General features: G+C 68.2%; 16 protein-coding genes. 11 read left to right on the forward strand and 5 right to left on the reverse strand.

The window, feature by feature from the left end; genetic code table 11:
- Positions 1–211 precede the first annotated feature (211 nt).
- The 3 genes from DEJ49_RS36005 (at position 212) to DEJ49_RS20120 (ending at position 2,650) form a co-directional block, all read left to right on the forward strand.
- Complete coding sequence (locus tag DEJ49_RS36005; protein ID WP_190329694.1) at positions 212–850, forward strand: hypothetical protein; 639 nt, start codon at positions 212–214, stop codon at positions 848–850.
- Between the two features lie 560 nt (positions 851–1,410).
- Positions 1,411–1,773, forward strand: a complete 363-nt coding sequence (locus DEJ49_RS36450) for a hypothetical protein (RefSeq protein WP_223832910.1) — start codon at positions 1,411–1,413, stop codon at positions 1,771–1,773.
- Between the two features lie 640 nt (positions 1,774–2,413).
- Complete coding sequence (locus tag DEJ49_RS20120; protein ID WP_150185405.1) at positions 2,414–2,650, forward strand: winged helix-turn-helix domain-containing protein; 237 nt, start codon at positions 2,414–2,416, stop codon at positions 2,648–2,650.
- A gap of 280 nt (positions 2,651–2,930) precedes the next feature.
- On the opposite strand, the gene DEJ49_RS20125 is transcribed toward DEJ49_RS20120, so the two are convergent.
- Positions 2,931–3,851 (reverse strand): LysR family transcriptional regulator, encoded by a 921-nt coding sequence (locus tag DEJ49_RS20125; protein WP_150185406.1) that lies wholly within the window; start codon positions 3,849–3,851, stop codon positions 2,931–2,933.
- Between the two features lie 444 nt (positions 3,852–4,295).
- Here DEJ49_RS20125 and DEJ49_RS36755 point away from each other — a divergent pair, with 444 nt between their 5' ends.
- Complete coding sequence (locus DEJ49_RS36755) at positions 4,296–5,384, forward strand: ParB/RepB/Spo0J family partition protein (protein WP_263398810.1); 1,089 nt, start codon at positions 4,296–4,298, stop codon at positions 5,382–5,384.
- An 80-nt stretch (positions 5,385–5,464) separates the two neighbouring features.
- Here the strand turns inward: DEJ49_RS36755 and DEJ49_RS20135 are convergent, their stop codons facing one another.
- The 3 genes from DEJ49_RS20135 to DEJ49_RS20145 are packed head-to-tail and all read right to left on the reverse strand — an operon-like array spanning position 5,465 to position 8,495.
- On the reverse strand, positions 5,465–6,910 hold the full coding sequence (locus DEJ49_RS20135; RefSeq protein ID WP_150185408.1) for an aldehyde dehydrogenase family protein: 1,446 nt from the start codon (positions 6,908–6,910) through the stop codon (positions 5,465–5,467).
- Entirely contained in the window at positions 6,910–8,019 is a 1,110-nt protein-coding gene (locus DEJ49_RS20140) for a long-chain fatty acid--CoA ligase (protein ID WP_150185409.1), read from the reverse strand. Before DEJ49_RS20140 ends, DEJ49_RS20135 begins: the two co-directional genes overlap by 1 nt.
- Positions 8,016–8,495: a hypothetical protein gene (locus DEJ49_RS20145; RefSeq protein WP_223832911.1), complete on the reverse strand. Its 480-nt coding sequence runs from the start codon at positions 8,493–8,495 to the stop codon at positions 8,016–8,018. Before DEJ49_RS20145 ends, DEJ49_RS20140 begins: the two co-directional genes overlap by 4 nt.
- 365 nt (positions 8,496–8,860) lie before the next feature.
- On the opposite strand from DEJ49_RS20145, the gene DEJ49_RS20150 reads away from it, so the two are divergent.
- A complete protein-coding gene (locus DEJ49_RS20150) occupies positions 8,861–9,223 on the forward strand; it encodes a YybH family protein (RefSeq protein ID WP_055563924.1) in 363 nt (120 codons plus the stop codon).
- Between the two features lie 30 nt (positions 9,224–9,253).
- Positions 9,254–10,813, forward strand: coding sequence for an MFS transporter (locus DEJ49_RS20155; RefSeq protein WP_150185410.1), 1,560 nt, complete (start codon positions 9,254–9,256; stop codon positions 10,811–10,813).
- A 32-nt stretch (positions 10,814–10,845) separates the two neighbouring features.
- Here the strand turns inward: DEJ49_RS20155 and DEJ49_RS20160 are convergent, their stop codons facing one another.
- The gene (locus DEJ49_RS20160; protein ID WP_150185411.1) at positions 10,846–11,748 is read right to left on the reverse strand and encodes a LysR family transcriptional regulator; all 903 of its coding nucleotides are present in this window, start codon (positions 11,746–11,748) and stop codon (positions 10,846–10,848) included.
- Between the two features lie 227 nt (positions 11,749–11,975).
- Here DEJ49_RS20160 and DEJ49_RS20165 point away from each other — a divergent pair, with 227 nt between their 5' ends.
- The 5 genes from DEJ49_RS20165 (at position 11,976) to DEJ49_RS20185 (ending at position 15,817) form a co-directional block, all read left to right on the forward strand.
- On the forward strand, positions 11,976–12,533 hold the full coding sequence (locus tag DEJ49_RS20165) for an adenylyl-sulfate kinase (RefSeq protein ID WP_150185412.1): 558 nt from the start codon (positions 11,976–11,978) through the stop codon (positions 12,531–12,533).
- Between the two features lie 72 nt (positions 12,534–12,605).
- Complete coding sequence (locus DEJ49_RS20170; RefSeq protein ID WP_150185413.1) at positions 12,606–13,400, forward strand: class I SAM-dependent methyltransferase; 795 nt, start codon at positions 12,606–12,608, stop codon at positions 13,398–13,400.
- A 52-nt stretch (positions 13,401–13,452) separates the two neighbouring features.
- Positions 13,453–14,361 (forward strand): sulfotransferase domain-containing protein, encoded by a 909-nt coding sequence (locus DEJ49_RS20175; RefSeq protein WP_150185414.1) that lies wholly within the window; start codon positions 13,453–13,455, stop codon positions 14,359–14,361.
- A 120-nt stretch (positions 14,362–14,481) separates the two neighbouring features.
- Entirely contained in the window at positions 14,482–15,030 is a 549-nt protein-coding gene (locus tag DEJ49_RS20180) for a cupin domain-containing protein (protein ID WP_150185415.1), read from the forward strand.
- Positions 15,020–15,817, forward strand: a complete 798-nt coding sequence (locus tag DEJ49_RS20185) for an SDR family NAD(P)-dependent oxidoreductase (RefSeq protein ID WP_150185416.1) — start codon at positions 15,020–15,022, stop codon at positions 15,815–15,817. Before DEJ49_RS20180 ends, DEJ49_RS20185 begins: the two co-directional genes overlap by 11 nt.
- The last annotated feature ends 27 nt before the right edge of the window (positions 15,818–15,844 follow it).

Consider the following 15,844-nt stretch of genomic DNA (forward strand, 5'->3'; position numbering starts at 1 on the left):
TTCCCGGGGCTCTTTGTAGATCAGGAACACGTGTGGGGAGCGCTGCTAGGGCTGAAAGCAGTTGCTGTCCCAGCGCGTGTGGCCGTCTCCGAATGATCGGCGGGCGGCTTACAGGGACATGACCGCTCGAACCGAAACTGTTCGAGTACATGCCGCTATCCTGTTTTGCGTGCCATTATGGTAGCTCCAGGGTCGACTTTCAGGTGGCAGCATGCTCCTCGGATTTCAGCTTGATATGGGAACCGTTCCAGCCTGGTTCGGCGGGGCATCACTCGTGCTGGCTTTGATCATTTTCGGTAAGGATCACAATGCGAACGACCGGAAGTACGTAGACCTTGTTGCGGTGTGGTGGAATATCGAATACGCGATTAGGTCACCTAGTGACCCGACGCGGACTGAAGAAGTAGACCTCACTATCTGGCTCAAAAATGCTAGCAACCTCCCAGTGGAGATTACGTCTGTAAGGTACAAACTTACGCCTAGCTGGCTTATCCGTGATCTCGCGCAATGGCCTTGCCGGGATGACGGAACTCTTATGGAGCCAAGCGAACCTGGGTTTACAGGGGTCTGGTCCGTAGGTACAGGGAGTGAGAGTGGAATTTATCTTATCCAAGACGTCAGAATTCCACCTGGAGAGACCATTGCGTGCACCCCGCATACGATCAATATTGCCCATTTGGCCCCTGAGTATGCCGTACAACTGAATCCGATAAACGGCGTGAAATGCAAAATTGAACACATGGATGTGATCGATAATGCTGGCAGGGAGTGGGAGGTGCGCCCCGGCGTCGCAAGGCGCCCGATCCGGATGCGTTGGTACAGAAAGAAGTGGCGCTCGCGAAGGGGGTGAATTTCGCGGCGCGATGCGAAGGCGGTGTTGAAAGTCGGTTTCCGGCAGGGGGAAGCGTGACAAATCGTCCGGTGCAACACAGGATTGCTTCCATAGCGGTCGCAGGTGTGAGGCGAGAGTGGAACCTTCAAGGACATGCAGTCGACGAGATTCATGAGGACTATGGGGAAGACCTCATGGTGCAAGTCTGCTTTGAGGGTCGACTAGATCCAGCACGCGTATGGGTGCAGGTGAAAGGGACGCAAAAGGATTGCTCGGGTCCACTGCCTGCGGTAAAGGTTAAGGCTCGTCAGGTGTTGCGATGGGCCAGGACTGCGGACCTTGTGGTTGTGGTCCTTTGGAGCGTAAACGAGAATCGAGGCTGGTTTACACTTCCGCAAGACCAGTTTGACCATGTGGAACTAAGGGACGGATCTGACGACGCGGTTACTCGACTTCGCTTTAGTAGAGAATTTGCTTTCAATCAAGATGCCGTGATAAAGCTCGCGTGGGCTGCTCGCATTGAGCATGCGAATCGCGCGATTGTTTATGCAAGATCCTGCCTCGCTGAGGCTGTCGAAATGGGCCTCGAAGAAAACAAGAGCTTCTACAGGGGGGTGCTGGCGTCTCTGGATTTCGATTTCGGGGTCTCCATAAAAGCCGTAAACCCGAAGGGCGGATTTACGGAAGATTTCCCCCTGCTGGTTTGGGATCATTTGAAAGTTCAGGATTTCGAGGATCTTGATATGGCCACTTCGAAGGCAATGATTACGGCTTTCTTCGAAGTGATCTCGAAAAATTGTGCCGGGAATGGGGCGCCCCTTCCGTTGGTCAAAGAACTCTGCGCCGTCTTTCACCCACTGTTGTTTGATGAGGGGATGATGCGAGTGCTGGAAGAGGCAAGGAAGATAGACCCTAGGCGAACCGGAGACGCAAAGAGTTAGCTCCTCGGCCGCGAAGCTTTTTCAGCCGCATTTCCTTCTTGTGGCGCCTGGTCAGTCGAGTTCGGTTGCGGCTGGGCGGTTCGGGCAGTGGGGGCCGCACTCGTACACCTCGATGGACAAGTCGTGTGCTCCTTCGTGTCCTTGGGCGCGGCCGGCGGACCTTGCGCCGTGCCAGATCGGGGCGTCGCACCAGCAGCAGTGCCAGCCGAGGTACTGCCAGGCGTTGAGCGTGCTGGCGCGTGGTGGCTTCGGGCGCCGCGTCTCGGTCATGGCCGGTCGGCGAACGGGACTAGGTTGTGCTGCTCGCGGCAGGGGAGGCACGCGAAGTCCACGCGCCCAGGGCCGGAGCATTGTTCCATCACGTTGATGACGCGGATTCCCGCGCTATAACCGTGGTGCCACGAGCAGTAGCCGTAGCTTCCCGGCTCCATCACGGCCGGACTTGGGCTGGTCCGTGTGATCGGGTCCTGCGTAGCCTCGTTCATGTCGACTCCACGTCAGTCGTCCACGCCCCCGGGTCGTTCGCGCGGCCGCGGGGGTGATGTGCGTTCCCGCAGCGTAGGCCTAGCTAGCTAGGGTGGCTAGGCCATGCAAGCTATCTCGTCTCGCCGATACAGCCTGCCCTGCCTAGCTTCGGATCATGGATTGGAAGCCGGACATCCCGCGGTGGAAGCAGGTCTACGCGGTCTTTGAGCAGCGGATCGCCGATGGCGAGTACCCGCCGGGGAGCCAGTTGCCGGGCGTCCTCGCGATCCAGGGTGAGTTCGGCATTGCGCAGATGACCGCCCGACGAGTACTCACTGAGCTTCGCGAGGCGGGGCTCGCACAGATGCAGCCGGGCATCGGAACCTTCGTTACTGAGCTGCCCAAGCCGTAGTCGCGCACCTGTCCCAGCTTGGTCGGGCGGCTGGGGCCAGTCTCAGTTCTAGTCTCGGTTGCCGCCTCATCCGGCATCGTCTGCTCTCGTCCGCGAACGTCCGCTACCGCCTTTGACCTGCGCGGTCGGCTCGCGCGGGGACGTCCCCGGACCGCCGTGGATCAAGGCCGGACAGCTCGTAATGCGTAGGTCTCGGGTTCGAATCCCGAAGGCGGCTCATCTGGAACCCCAGGTCGGATTCACTCTGACCTGGGGTTCTTTGCGTTCGGGGTCGGGGGCGTCAGAGGGCCGGTTGCGGCTCCGGGACTGGCGGGGTCGGAGCCGTGCGGGAGAACGTTGTGTGGCAGTGGTGGAGCAGTTGGCGTAGGGCCGGGTTGTCCGTGGTGGACCAGGACAGGGAGAGGACCGGCTCGGTGGGGATGTCCGTGATGGGGCGGGTCGTCAGGTGGGGGCGGTGCTGGGACACCAGGGAGTCGGAGAGGATCGCCACTCCGAGGCCGCGGATCGCGAGGTCCGCGATCGCGCTCGGGGCGCCGGCCTGGAACGCGATCTCCATATGGACTCCCGCCGCCGCGCACGCCTCGTCGAAGACCTTCCGCACTCCGGTGCCCGTCGGGAGGCTCACCACCGAGTGCTGGGCCAGGTCCGCGAGGGTCACCTCGGGGTGGGCGCAGAGGGGGTGCGTGGCGGGCATCGCCGCGACCAGGGGTTCGCGGATGATCTCGTAGGTCTCCAGGGTCGGCGGGGGCGTGCCCGCGGTGCTGATCAGGGCCAGATCCGCGGTGCCCGCGCGCAGGCGTTCCATGAGGCGGTCGGAGGTGTCCTCGAGGAGGGTGATCTCCACGCCGGGGTGGTGGTGGTGGAACGCGGACAGCGCGTCGAAGAGCGGGGTGACCGTGCACGCCGTCACCATGCCGACCACGAGCCGACCGCGGATCAGGCCGTTCACCTCGTCCACCGCCTGCCGCACGGCGTCCACGGCGGCCAGCGCCGAGCGGGCGTGGCGCAGAGCGGCGCGGCCGGCCGGGGTGAGCCTCGTGCTGCGGCCCGAGCGGTCGAACAGGGACGTGCCGAGGTCGTGCTCCAACTGCCGGATCTGGGCGCTCACTCCGGACTGGCTGATGTGCACGCGCTCCGCTGCGCGCGTGAAGTTCTCCTCTTCGGCCACCGCCACGAAGTATTCGAGCTGCCTTAGTTCCATGGCTCTGAATTCTAGTAAGGCGTGCAGTTAGGTGTGTTGCTTCTGGTTGAATTCCGGTTGAGGGGGCGTCGAGCGTCTGTCCAGTGGCGTCTTGTCAAGCTCTTTGTGGGATTTGGCTTGATTGTGTGTGAGTCTGGCGTGCGTGGTCGCTGTCACAGTGGCCCCTGGGGGTACCGGAGCGGTAATTTAAGTAAACAACTATTCCCGGTTCCGGTGTCGTTGCGAGTTCCGTTTACGGATGGGAGCGGTGAGCGCGGTGAAGGGAATATTTGAATCCGCTTTGCGGGGGTGAGGATTTCCCCCGCGTGCGGGCGAACTCTGAACAGGGGGCGACGGGTTCATATGCATGCCAAAGAGAAGAAACCTTGGGAAATTCGACCGCATTCTCTGCCGGTCGAGCGGATAGCCGTCGATCTGTTGTGGTCGGCCGACTCGCCGCGGCTCGTGGGTGAGAACGCCGACCACATACGTGTTCTCGCCGAGGCCGGGTCGGATCTGCCGCCCATCCTCGTCCACCGGCCGACCATGCGCGTCATCGACGGGATGCACCGGCTGCGGGCCACCGTGCTGCGCGGCGAGCGAGAGATCGCCGTCCGGTTCCTCGACGGGTACGAGTCCGATGTCTTCGTCGTGGCCGTTCAGGCCAACACCACCCACGGACTGCCCCTGACCAGGGCCGACCGCAACGCCGCGGCGACTCGGATCATCCAGTCCCACCCGCAGTGGTCCGACCGCATGATCGCCTCGTTCGCCGGGCTCTCGCCGAAGACGGTCGGGAGCATCCGGCGCCGGCTCGGCGACGATCTGCCCGCCGCGCCGGTGCGGATCGGGCGCGACGGACGGACGCGGCCCGTCGACAGCAGTGTGGCGCGGGCCGCGACCGGCGAGTTCATCCGGACCCATCCCGACGCGACCCTGCGGCAGATCGCCGGGGCCGCCGGGGTCTCCCGTTCCACCGCGCGCGACGTACGTCGGAGGCTGGTGGAGGGGGAGGGCGAGGGCGAGGGGGAGAGGGTGGCGGTTGTGGCGGGGGTGCGGGGCGGGGGTCCGTACCGGCGACCCCAAAACGCGCCCGGCACGCCCGGCGCGCCCGACGCGTCCGATCTCTCCGTGGCCACCGCCCCCGCGAACCCGGCCGCCACCAACCCCGTCGCCGCATCCCTGTCCGTGTCCGCCCGGGTCGCGGCCGGTGCGGCCGATGCGGTCGACGCCGCCCATACGGTCGACACGGCCGTGTCGTCGGGAGCGCGGATGGCGACCACCGCGTCGGCGGCCGGCGCGTCCGCCGACGTCGGCAGCGCCGCCGAGCTCATCCCCATCCTGAAGCGGGACCCCTCCATCCGCTTCACCGATTCAGGGCGCCTGCTCCTGCGGCTCCTCGACGCGGCCACGCTGCCGCCGGACGAGTGGAGCCGGCTCATCGAGAGCGTGCCGGCCCACTGCGTCGACATGGTGGCGAACGTGGCGCGTGCCTGCGGAGAGGTCTGGCTCAACGTCGCGCAGGAGGTGGACGGCCGGGCCGCCCGGCGGTGACCACAGGCCTGCGGGGGCCCGGCGGTGACCTCGGACCTGCGGGGGCCCGGCGGTGACCACGGGCCTGCGGGGGCGTGGCGTCAGGTGCGTATCAGCGTCTTCGTGCGCATCAGGAAATCCGACAGGTAGCCGTCGTGCGGCAGCCCGGGGCGCATCCAGTGCGTCGGGTGGTCGCCGATGTACAGGTTCGCGATCGTCGGGTCGGCGAGGAGGCGGTCCAGCAAGGGCTCCTGGTGGGTCAGGGCCGTGAGGACGAGGGTGTCGCGGAGCGGGGACAGGCCGTCGTCCGCCGGGCGCCATGGCGCCACCCAGACGCAGGGGAAGGGGAGTTCCGCGCCGAGCTGCGGCGCGGTGGCGCGGTCGAGCTGGTGGACGGCGGGGCGCAGGACCGCGCTGCCGTCGCCCAGTTCGTCGGCGACCGTGTCCGCGCCCAGCCACGGCCGGGTCCCCTCGGCCCGGCGCCCCACGTACTCCGCGAGCGCCCGCGCGCCCGCCGCCGGCTGCACCGGAAGCACCGCCTCCGGGTGCTCCGGCGGCAGGCTCGGCAGCGCCGAGAACCGTTCCGTGAGCGCCTCGCACAGCGGCGTCGGGTCGCCCTCCACCAGGACGGCCGTCGCGTTGACGCAGCCCGTGCCGCCGCGTCCGGCGACGGAGTCCACGATCGTGTCGAGGTGGTCGTGCCAGTCCACGTCGGCCGTCAGGAGGATCTTGGAGCGGCCGGGGCCCTGGAGCAGGACGGTCGGGTCCGCGCCGTACTTGCGGACCACGTCATCGCCGCCGTACACGAGACCGAGGTCGGCGCCCCGCAGGACCGCGTCGGCGCCCGCGTGGTCCGTGGGCAGCAGCGTGACCTCGTCGTTCCCGAACCCCGCGAGGCGCAGCGCCGAGACGAGCCGGTGCGGGGTGAACGGTTCGCGGCGCGAGGGGCGTACGGCGACGCGGAAGCCGAGCGCGAGGGCCTCCGGCCACAGGCTGTGGGTGCCCGGGTGGTTGCCCGCCGCGTGCACGGCGAAGACGTCGCCGCGCCGCGTGTGGGCGGCCCGGCCGCCCCTGACCTGCGGGTCGCGCCAGTCGGTGACCGCGCCCGCGGGCCGTGCCCGCGCGAGTCCCGTGCCGATGTCCCGGAGCCGTTCGGCGATGCGGTCGACCGCCGAGGCGACCTCCGTGAGCGGGACGCCGCCGACGCGGCTGACCAGGAGGCGGTACTCGGCCACGCCGAGCCCGGCGACGGTGCCCGTCGCGAACAGGTCGGCCGCGGTGGCGATCCGGCGTACGCGCTCGTCCGGCGGAGCGGGTTCCGCGCGGCGCAGCGCCGAGTGGGTGCGGCTCACGAACGGTGGGGGTACGAGGCTCAGTTCGGCGGCGAGTGCGCCCGTCACGTCCGTGACCGGCTGGCGGTTCCTGGCGCGGAACTCGCCGCGCGGGCCCAGGGCGTCCAGCCGCAGAGGCTGCTGTACCGGCCCCTCCGAAGCGGAGACGGAGGGAGAGGCGGAGGCGGAGGCAGAGGCAGAGGTGGAGGCGGGCATCAGTACACCCCCTCCACCACGTCCTCGTTCTCGAATCTGCCGACCGGCGCGATGTCCGCCACGGAGTCGCCGGGGCCGCCGTCGACCGGTTCGACACGCGTGGCGAGGTCGCGTTCGAGGTTGTTGGGGAGCAGGAACGACTTGCTGACGTGGCTGGCCACGACCCGGCCGCGTTCCCCGTACGCCACGGGCCGCATCGTTTCCGGGTCGACGACGGAGAAGGTGACGTACGGGCTCAGCGTGTCGAAGACGCAGGGGTCGTCGTCGCCGAGGCCGGGGCGTTCGCCGGCGAAGCCGAGGATCATCGTGCTGCCGTAGTTCCCAGAGAAGACGGTGTCGGGGAAGATCTCCGTCCGGTACACCTGACGGGAGTCGGGGTCGAGCTGCGTGCCGCCCCAACGGATCGCTCTGACCTTGTCGTTGATGAGCTCGACGAGTTCGTCGCGGCGCGCGATGCGGTCCAGGATCGGCGGGGTGACGGTGAGGATGCCGATGTCCTGCGAGCGCAGTACGTCGGCGGCCTGGTCGACGACGTGCTCGGCGTAGTCGTCGGCCTCGCCGCCGCGGCCCCCGGAGATCAGCCGCTTCACCCAGCGCGGGTCGAGGTCGATGGTGAATCCGTGGCGGCCGTGCGTCGTTGCCGAACCCCGGAAGAACTCACCGACGATGTGCGGACCGCTGGGAACGATTCCCAGCCAGTTTGCGCCCCGCGGAAAGCCGTGGGCGTCCAGTTGCTCGCCGGTCCAGTGGAGCAGCCGGCGGCGCCAGTCGCCGTGCAGGACGACGCGTTTGGGTGCGCCGGTGGTGCCGCCGCTCTCGAACACGCCGCGTACGTCCGGGTTTTCGCCGTATCCGCGCGGGATCAGGTCCTCGGCGCGGACGGTGCGCAGTTCGGGGGCGACGTTGGGGAAACGTACGAGGTCGGCCACCGAGTTGACGTCGGTCCGCGGGTCGAAGTCCAGGGACTTCGCGCGTTCCAGCCAGTAGGGCGAACCGGTGTCGGGGCCGAAGTGCCACTCCATCGCGGCCTTGATGTATTCGTCCGGGTCGGGCCGGACGCCGGGCGGGAGGTCGAGGATGTCCCAGGTATTCGACGTATTCGACGTCATGTTGTCGCTTTCCTTTCCGACGTGCCGCCCGGCGATTTCTCTCGTGAACCCGCTGACTCTCGTGTCTCTCTCGGCCCTCTCGGAATAACCGTCGCATTGGAACCGCCGCCTTTCCGCGGTGTCAACACCGTTCCGGCCGTCCCGTCGAACGCGGGGCCGAGCGCCTGCAGCGAGGCGAGATCGTGCAGCCCCTCCACCGTTCCTTCCGCTTCGAACGTGGCGCGTACGTCGGGGGCCCTGCCGATCAGGGCGAGGGCGGCGTTCGGCGGCAGCTCGTCGAGCGGCGGCCGCTCGTCCGTTTCCCAGAGCATCACCGCGCCCCACCGGTTCCGCTCGCGGTCCGCGAAGTAGATCTTCAGCCGCAGGCCGGGCACTTGGGTCCACCGTTCGAGGGTGTGGTCGCGCAGGTGCTCGCGCAGGGAGTCGATGGTCTGCGGCGTGCCGTCCAGGTGCCACCAGGCGACGTCCACCCTCATGGCAGCGCTCGCATGACGTGACTGGTCGTGCGCGGTGAGTGACTGTGCATGAGTGCCTCCGTCTTCGGTGGGTTGTGACACAGGCTCTGAGGGCGGGAGGAACGCGGTGCGGGCGCGGGCCGAGAGGCGGTGGGGGCGGGAAGCCAGTGAGCGTACGGGGGACGCGGCTCCGTCGCCCGGGTGGCGACTGAGGAATTCCTCAGTCGGCGTCGTGCGCGGGGTCTCGCGGCAGTGGACCCGACGCGCCTTCGACGCGAACCAGATCCATTGCTTCTAGCAACCAGAACCAAAGGGAGTTGGACTTGCCCGTTCCGCGCGACCAAGCTGGTCGGTGCTGGAAATCAGCTCTGAACGAGAGGCCCCCTGTGTCCGAATATGAGAAGGCATACAAGCCGGAAGACATTACGCGTCTGTTCGTGGAGCGCGCCAACAAGGGCGACGCGACCGGCGTCGCGGAGCTCTACGCGGAGGACGCGGTCGTCGCCTTCCCGCCCGGGCAGATCACGCAGGGGCGCGAGGCCATCCGCAAGCTGTGGGAGATGGCGATGACGCGCAACCCGAAGTTCGAGCCGGAGGAGCCCCTTCCGACTCTGATCAACGGTGACATCGCGCTCACGTCCACCCCGCCGAAGGACGGCACGGGCGCACGCGCCCAGGTCGTGCGCCGTCAGCCCGACGGTTCGTGGCTGCGCATTCTCGACCAGCCCGAGTTCATCCAGCCCAAGTAACCGAGTACCGCGTACCGGGGGAGATCCGTCATGGCCAAACGATGGTGGACGTTGGTGGTCGTCTGTGCGTCGACCTTCATGCTTCTGCTCGACGCCACCATCGTCACGGTTGTGCTGCCGCAGATCCAGGACGGGCTCGACAGCAGCTTCGCCGACGCGCAGTGGGTGGTCGACGCCTACTCGCTCACCCTCGCCGCGATGCTCCTGGTCGGCGGCTCGCTGGCCGACCGGTTCGGCTACCGCAAGCTGTTCCTCGTCGGCCTCGCCGTCTTCACCGTCAGCTCGCTGTTCTGCGGCATCGCCTCCTCGCCACTCGTGCTGATCCTGTCGCGGGCCGCGCAGGGCATCGGCGGGTCCGTCATGTACGCCACCTCGCTGGCGCTGCTCGCACGGACCTTCGCGGGCAAGGAGCGGGGCGTCGCGTTCGGCGTCTGGGGTGCCGTGACGGGTCTCGCCTCCGGTCTCGGGCCGGTGTTCGGCGGGCTGATCGCCGCGCACATCAGCTGGCGCGGCATCTTCCTCATCAACATCCCCATCGGCATCCTCGCCATCCTGGTGACGCTGTGGAAGGTCGACGAGTCGCCGTCTCGGGGCAGGCTCAAGCTGGACTGGCCGGGCTTCGTCCTCTTCACCAGCGGTCTCGTCGCGCTGATCTACGGTCTGATCCGGGCCGGTGAGACCGAGTGGGGCAACACCGATGTCGTGATGTGGCTGGGCGGAGCCGCACTCCTCCTGGTCACGTTCCTGATCGTGGAACTCCGCTCGGCGGAGCCGCTGTTCGACCTGTCGCTGTTCCGCACCCCGACGTTCGTGGGCGGCTCGATCGCCGCGTTCACCATGAACGGGTCGCTGTTCGCGATGCTCCTCTACCTGGTCCTCTACCTGCAGAACGGACTCGGCTACTCCGTCCTGGAGTCCAGCGTCCGGCTCCTCGTGATCAGCGTGTGCGCCCTCGTCGCGTCGACGGTCGCGGGCCGGATGAGCAGCAAACTGCCGGTGAAGTGGCTGATCGGACCCGGTCTCCTCCTCGTCGGCATCGGTCTGCTCCTCATGTCGGGGAACGACGCGTCGAGCGGCTGGACCCACCTCATCCCCGGCTTCGTCGTCGCCGGTGTCGGCAGCGGCATCGTCAACCCGCCGCTCGCCTCGACCGCGGTCGGCGTCGTCACGCCGGACCGGTCGGGCACCGCGTCGGGCATCAACATCACCTTCCGGCAGGTCGGCATGGCCGCCAGCATCCCGGTGCTCGGCTCGGTCTTCACGGCGTCCCTGCACGACGACGTCCTGCGGAACCTGTCGGGCATCCCGGAACTCGCGGGCAACGCCCCGGCGATCGCGGCCGCCGTCGAGCACGGCAACGTATCGGGTCTCGGCGAGAAGCTCCCGGCGTCCGCACGGGACCAGGTCGCCACCGCCCTGCACTCCGGTTACGCCGAGGCACTCAACGACCTGCTGATCATGACCGGTGTCCTCGCGCTGGCCGGCGCGGTCTTCGCCTTCTTCCTGATCCGCGCCAAGGACTTCCTGGCCGCCAAGCCGCCGCCGCAGGACAAGGGCGTCGAGGCGGGCGAGCCGCAGACCGTGAAGTGACGCCACGTCAGGCCGCCGACGCAAGGGCGGGTTTACGTTCCTGAGTGCGGGCGGGCCTGAATGCGGTCCAGCGCGTGCTGGATGACCGCCTGCGCCGCGGGATCGATCGTACGGTCGTCGGGCCACGCCAGATACAGCCGGCCGTGCATGTCCGGATCGGCGAACGGGACGAGACGCAGTTCCTCGTCCGCCGACCGCACCGCGCCCCGCGGCAGGATCGCCACGCCGAACCCGCGCGCTGCCATGTCCACCAGGACCTGCGGGTCGCTCGCCGAGAACGCGATGGGCGCGTCGATGCCGGCCGCGGCGAGGGAGGCGTCGAGCTGTCGCCGGGTGCCGCTGTCGCTCGGCAGCGAGAGCAGTTGCCGGGACGCGAGCTCCTTGAGCAGCACGGATTCCCGCTCCGCGTACTCGTCGTCGGCGCGCAGCACCGCGACGAGGGGGTCGGCGAGGATGACCTCCGTGCGCAGGAACGACGGGGGCTCTCCGGCCAACCCGAGGAAGGCCATGTCGAGTTCGCCGTCCTTCAGCGCGTCGACGAGGTCGTCGGTGCCGCCCTGACGCAACGCGACCTCCACGGTGGGATGCTCCGCCTGGAACTCGGCGAGCATGCCGGGCACGTCCAGGGTCGCCACCACGGTCACCATGCCGACGTTCACCTGGCCCCGCAGCAGCCCCGCCACCTGGTCGACCGCGAGTCTGGCGTCGCGGATCGCGGCCAACGCGGCCTTGGCATAGGGGAGCAGGGCCTCACCGACCGCGGTGGGGCGGACCGTACGTCCGGACCGGTCGAGCAGTTCGTACCCGAGTTCCCGTTCCAGCCGGCGGATCTGCGCGCTCACTCCCGGTTGTGTCACATGGACCCTGGCCGCTGCCCTGGTGAAGTTGCCGTCCTCGACGACAGCGACGAAGTACTCGAGCTGGCGTATCTCCATAACTGACCGATCTAGGCTTCAGTACAAACAGATATTGGACGCCCGGTAAACGCCGGGACAATACTGACGGGGTCTTTACGGGGATACTCGAGCTTTTCGCGAGTAATGCATGCTGCATTTTTCGGCGTGCCAAAATTTTCTGAGGGATTTTACAGCAGTGCAGTCGTGCTGTGAAGAGTTCGCCCGCGCCGAACGGGCCACCGTACGTCCATCGAGGGGAGCCATCCATGGGAACCACGGGAGTTGGAGGCGCCGATTCCGGCGGCGCGGTCATCTGGGTGACCGGGCTTGCCGAGGCCGGCAAGACGACGGTCGCCCGCGAACTGGTCCGTCAGCTGCTCCAGCGCGGGCAGCAGCCGATCCTGCTCGACGGCAACGAGGTGCGGACCGCGCTTGGCATGATGACCTCCGGTTTTGACCGCGAAAGCCGGATAAAGACATCCATGACCTACGCGCGCCTCTCCCAACTGCTCGCGGAGCAGGGACATCTGGTGGTCGTCGCGACCATCTCGCTGTTCCACGAGGTGCAGCGGCACAACCGCGAGAACCAGCCCGACTACTTCGAGGTGCTGCTCGACGTGCCCGTCGAGGAACTCAAGCGGCGCGACAGCAAGGGCGTCTACAGCGGGAACGACGAGAAGGACGTGGTCGGAATCGGTCAGTCCGCCGAGTTTCCGACCGACCCGGATCTCGTCGTCACCAACTACGGGGACGTCGACCCGAAGGCCGCGGCCACGATGATTCGTCTCGCGCACGAGGAGCGGTTGTCGGCGCGAGTGGCTTAGCGGCGGGTATTCCAAGGGCTCGTCCTTCCCCTTCGTAATTCTGATTTCAGTGAACTTTTTAAGGAGTGCCGCATGACGACGTCGACCACCAAGCTCAAGCACGGAGACTTCACCGACCTGGCGAAGGACTACTCGAAGTACCGCGAGGGATACGCGACGTCGGTGCGGGACGCGCTCATCGGACTCGTGGGCCGCCCGGCCGCCGAGCTCGACGCCGTCGACGTCGGCGCCGGCACCGGCCTGTGGACCCGCATCGTCGCGGACGGCGGCTTCCGCTCGGTCACCGCGGTCGAGCCGAACGACAACATGCGGGCCGAAGGCATCTCGGACTCCAAGGGTTACTCGATCTCCTGGCGCGCCGGGAAGGGTGAGGAGACCGGGCTCGACGACAACTCGGCCGACCTGATCAGCATGGCGTCCTCCTTCCACTGGGTGGACTTCGAGGTGGGCACCGCCGAGTTCTGCCGCGTCCTGCGGCCCGGCGGCTGGTTCGTCGCGCTCTACAATCCGCGGCTGATCGAGGTCAATCCGGTTCTCGTGGACATCGAGAACGAGCTCAAGCGCCTGATGGGCGAGCGCAAGCGGATCACCTCGGCCCACCCGCAGATGATCAAGGAGCTGTCGGACAAGTTCAACGCCAGCCCGCGCTTCGACGACGTCGTCGTCCTTGAGGGCCGGCACTCCGTCGAGCAGAGCATCGACCACTACATCGGCCTGTGGCAGTCGGTGAACGACGTGCGGGTCCAGCTCGGCGACGCCAAGTTCGAGCAGTTCCTCGACTACATCCGCGAGCGCCTCGCGGACGCGGAGAAGCTCGAGGTCACCTACCTGACCAGGGCGGTCGCGGCCCGCAGCGCCAAGAAGTGACCGGCGAGCGACACGACGGGCCACCCGACGGACGAGAGACGGGACTTCTGACATGACCGAGGACTCCGCCAGGGAACTGCGTCCGGACGAGCTGGCCCGGCGCAGCGCGCGCCTGCTGGGCGAGGACGACATCGTCGTCGCCGGTGACCCGGGTTCCGGGCAGGCGCTCGTGGCCAACATCGTGTTCGAGCTCGGCTTCGACTACCTCGACCCGTACGTCGAGTCGCCCGACGAGGCGGACGGCGCGTCGCAGTCGGTGGAGAGCCGCCTCGACTACTACCGGCAGCGTCTCGCGGCGACGTCCGAGAAGAGCCAGGCGGCGCTGGACCGGGCGGCGAGCGGGGCCGTCGCCAAGCGGTTCATCAAGACGCACTTCTATCCCGAGGTGTTCGCGGAGTCCGCGGTCAACACCGCGATCCTGGTGGTGCGGGACCCGCGCGACACCATCTACTCGTCGTACAAGTGGTTCTCGTCCTTCGGCGGCTCCTGGATACCGGACGCCGCGGACATGATCGGGAAGCTCACCTACCCCGACTTCCTCGACCGCGTCAGGCTCGGGGACGGAGAGCCCTCGATCCCCGGCTGGGCCCGTTTCTACCGGAGCTGGCTGGAGGCGGCGCCGGAGTTCTCGAAGTTCGCCGTCGTACGGTTCGAGGACCTGAAGTCCCACCCGGTGGGCGCCATCACCGCGATGCTGGCGGCGCTGGGGCTCGCGGTGCCGCCCGAGGTCGTCGAACAGGCCGCCGAGCGCAGCTCGTTCAAGGCGATGCGGGCCCGTGAGGACGCGGCGTCCGCGGGTGAGGACGACACCACGAAGAACGCCCGCATCATGCGGCGCGGCCAAGTGGGCGAGTGGCGCGAGTGGATCGGGGAGGGCGACCTGGCGGAACGCTTCGCCCACCCGGGTCTGGTCGCCACCGCGGCGCGGTTCGGGTACGACGCGACGCCGACGACCCCGTAATACGGGGGCAAGTAGGGGAGGGCCGGGTCACCCGTCACGTGACCCGGCCCCCACTGCTGTCCGGCGCCGCTCGCGCGAGACCCGCGGTTACGACGCTCACGCGGTGGGGAGCGATCGACCATGGTCGACAAAGTGCTGACAGCTGAGGAGGTCGCCGCCCGGCATGGGCTGCGGCCGCTGCCCGTGGAGGGCGGACTGTACCGGCGGACCTGGGCGGGACCGCCCGACGCGACCGGGCGCCCCGCGGGCTCGGCGATCATCGTGCTCCTCACCACCGCCCCCGGCGACTTCTCCGCCCTGCACCGCCTGCCCACCGACGAGATCTGGCACTTCTACGAGGGCGACGCGCTGGAGTTGCTGCTCCTCGCCCCCGACGGCACCGACCGCACGGCCGCCCTGGGACCCGGCGGCGATGTGCAGCTGGTCGTCCCCGCGGGCACGTGGATGGGCGCGCACGTCCCGGCCGACGGCGGGCCGCATGGCTGGGCGCTGTTCGGGACGACCATGGCACCCGGTTTCGTCGAGGAGGATTACGAGGGCGGGGACGCGGACGAGTTGAGCGCGCGGTACCCGGGGCGGGCGGGGCTCATCCGGGCCTTGTGCCGGGCGGGGGAACCGCTGCGGATGCCCTCGGGCGACGGCGAGGAGGTGGCTGGACATGGTGAGTGAGGCAGGGGTTCCGCGGGACGAGACGCTGCCCTGGCTGGGCGGCAGGGTCGCGCTGGTGACCGGGGCCAGCGGAGGGATCGGCGCCGGGATCGCCCGGCGGTTCGCGCGGGCGGGCGCGGCGGTCGTCGTGCACTACCGGCGGGGCAAGGAGCGGGCCGAGGAGGTGGCCGGGGGGATCGTCGCGGCGGGCGGTGACGCCGTCGCCGTACCGGCGGACCTCACGCGCGAGGAGGAGTGCCACCGGCTGGTCGAGGAGGCGCGGGCCTGGCGGGGGCGGCTCGACGCGCTGGTCAACAACGCCGGCATCCAGCCCCTGCAGGAGCTGGCCGGCATGTCGGCGGCGGACTGGCGGGAGCTGTCCGAGGCGAACGTGACGAGTGCGTTCTGCTGCACGCAGGCGGCCGCGGAGGTCATGGCCGGGCAGGACGGCGGCGGTACGGTCACGCAGATCGCGTCCATCGAGGGCTCGCACCCCGCCCCGGCCCACGCGCACTACAGCGCGTCCAAGGCCGCCCTGATCATGTTCGCCCGCTCCGCCGCCCTGGAGTACGGGCCGCGCGGCATCCGCGTCAACAGCGTCTCGCCGGGCCTCATCGACCGGCCGGGGCTCGCGGGGGACTGGCCCGAGGGCGTGGAGCGGTGGGGCAGGGCGGCGCCGCTCGGCAGGCTCGGCACGCCCGAGGACATCGGCAACGCGTGCGTGTTCCTCGCCTCGGACGCGGCGTCGTGGATCACGGGAACGGACCTGGTGGTGGACGGAGGGGTGGGGGCGCGGCCGACCTGGTAGGTCCTGGCGCGGCCCGGGGCAGCCTCT

The sequence above is a fragment of the Streptomyces venezuelae genome (genome assembly GCF_008642335.1).
Lineage (GTDB): Bacteria > Actinomycetota > Actinomycetes > Streptomycetales > Streptomycetaceae > Streptomyces > Streptomyces venezuelae_F.

Excerpts from the sequence above, each read along its gene's own strand:
- DEJ49_RS36005 (WP_190329694.1), top strand. The coding sequence starts at position 212 with ATGCTCCTCGGATTTCAGCTTGATATGGGAACCGTTCCAGCCTGGTTC.
- DEJ49_RS36450 (WP_223832910.1), top strand. The coding sequence starts at position 1,411 with ATGGGCCTCGAAGAAAACAAGAGCTTCTACAGGGGGGTGCTGGCGTCT.
- DEJ49_RS20120 (WP_150185405.1), top strand. The coding sequence starts at position 2,414 with ATGGATTGGAAGCCGGACATCCCGCGGTGGAAGCAGGTCTACGCGGTC.
- DEJ49_RS20125 (WP_150185406.1), bottom strand. The coding sequence starts at position 3,851 with ATGGAACTAAGGCAGCTCGAATACTTCGTGGCGGTGGCCGAAGAGGAG.
- DEJ49_RS20135 (WP_150185408.1), bottom strand. The coding sequence starts at position 6,910 with ATGCCCGCCTCCACCTCTGCCTCTGCCTCCGCCTCCGCCTCTCCCTCC.
- DEJ49_RS20140 (WP_150185409.1), bottom strand. The coding sequence starts at position 8,019 with ATGACGTCGAATACGTCGAATACCTGGGACATCCTCGACCTCCCGCCC.
- DEJ49_RS20145 (WP_223832911.1), bottom strand. The coding sequence starts at position 8,495 with ATGAGGGTGGACGTCGCCTGGTGGCACCTGGACGGCACGCCGCAGACC.
- DEJ49_RS20155 (WP_150185410.1), top strand. The coding sequence starts at position 9,254 with ATGGCCAAACGATGGTGGACGTTGGTGGTCGTCTGTGCGTCGACCTTC.
- DEJ49_RS20160 (WP_150185411.1), bottom strand. The coding sequence starts at position 11,748 with ATGGAGATACGCCAGCTCGAGTACTTCGTCGCTGTCGTCGAGGACGGC.
- DEJ49_RS20165 (WP_150185412.1), top strand. The coding sequence starts at position 11,976 with ATGGGAACCACGGGAGTTGGAGGCGCCGATTCCGGCGGCGCGGTCATC.
- DEJ49_RS20170 (WP_150185413.1), top strand. The coding sequence starts at position 12,606 with ATGACGACGTCGACCACCAAGCTCAAGCACGGAGACTTCACCGACCTG.
- DEJ49_RS20175 (WP_150185414.1), top strand. The coding sequence starts at position 13,453 with ATGACCGAGGACTCCGCCAGGGAACTGCGTCCGGACGAGCTGGCCCGG.
- DEJ49_RS20180 (WP_150185415.1), top strand. The coding sequence starts at position 14,482 with ATGGTCGACAAAGTGCTGACAGCTGAGGAGGTCGCCGCCCGGCATGGG.
- DEJ49_RS20185 (WP_150185416.1), top strand. The coding sequence starts at position 15,020 with ATGGTGAGTGAGGCAGGGGTTCCGCGGGACGAGACGCTGCCCTGGCTG.